Consider the following 1,169-nt stretch of genomic DNA (forward strand, 5'->3'; position numbering starts at 1 on the left):
GCCAGCGCCGACTCGTCGGCCCGGGTGGCGTGCCGGTCGGCGGTCTCCTCCTGCCCGTCCAGGTCGGCGGCGAGGGCGGCACCGGCCTGACGAACCGCCTCGGCCAGTGACCGCAGGGCGACGCCCAGCTCGGGCGGAACAGGAGTGTGCAGCCGGCTGAGGGTCACGCCCGCACGGGCCAGCACGCGGACGTTGCGGACCGCGTAGTCGATCTGTCGGATCGACTCGTCCACCGAACGCAGCCGACCGATGTGCCGACGTCGACGGACGTTGAGCCGCAGCGCCTCACCGGCGGCCAGCACACCGTCGCGCAGCCCGTCCACCCGGGCGTCCATCCCCCGCGCCTGCCTCAGCGCAGCGACCGCCGCCGGCTCGTCGCGGTCGTTCAGCGCGTCGGCGATCCCGCCCAGCAGACCGGCCAGCTCGTCGAAGGTCCGCCGCACCTCGGCGACCAGCGGGGCCAGCGGACGCCGGGCGTCGACCAGCAGGCTGGCCGCGAGGGCGACCACGCCGCCGACCAGCGCGTCGACGAAGCGGAACGGCACCAACGAGCCATCCGGCGGTGCGACCACCACCAGGTAGAGCGCGGAAACGGCCGCCTGCACCAGCGTCACGCCGGTGGCGCCGAAGGCCACCGCCAGGAGGACAGTGAGCAGGATGACGGTGAACACCGTCCAGGTGCTGCCCGGGCCGAGCGCCTGCACCACCAGGTCCGCGACGAGCACCCCGGCGGCGACCCCGAGGATGACCTCGACGGCCCGGCGGATGCGCTGCCCCCGGGCCTGTCCAAGGACGATCAGCGCGGCGGCCGGCGCGAAGAAGGGCTGCGGGTGCCCGAGCAACCGGGTGGCCAGCAGCCAGGCCACTGTCGCCGCGACGGTTGCCTCCAACACCGGCCGCCAGCCGTGCCGCAGCCGGCCGCCGGCCGTCCGCAGGCCGCTGAACCGCACCATCGCCCAACCTCTCCACCCCGCTGGGCCACCCGCCGCCCCGCCCCGACGCCAAGCCGCCAGACCGCGAGACCGTCATGCCGTCATGCCGTCATGCCGTCAAGCCGTCAAGCCGTCAAGCCGTCAAGCCGTCAAGCCGTCAAGCCGTCAAGCCGTCAAGCCGTCAAGCCGTCAAGCCGTCAGCTCACCAGATCGGAAGAGAACACGAAATAACTCCAG

The 1,169-nt window shown here is 73.5% G+C and carries 1 protein-coding gene; it reads right to left on the bottom strand.

The window, feature by feature from the left end:
• Nucleotides 1–953 (bottom strand): FUSC family protein (locus ABZ749_RS35475; protein WP_357235817.1); only part of this gene is annotated, 953 nt, incomplete at its 3' end.
• Nucleotides 954–1,169 lie beyond the last annotated feature (216 nt).

This window comes from Micromonospora sp. NPDC047753 (genome assembly GCF_040642735.1).
Lineage (GTDB): Bacteria > Actinomycetota > Actinomycetes > Mycobacteriales > Micromonosporaceae > Micromonospora.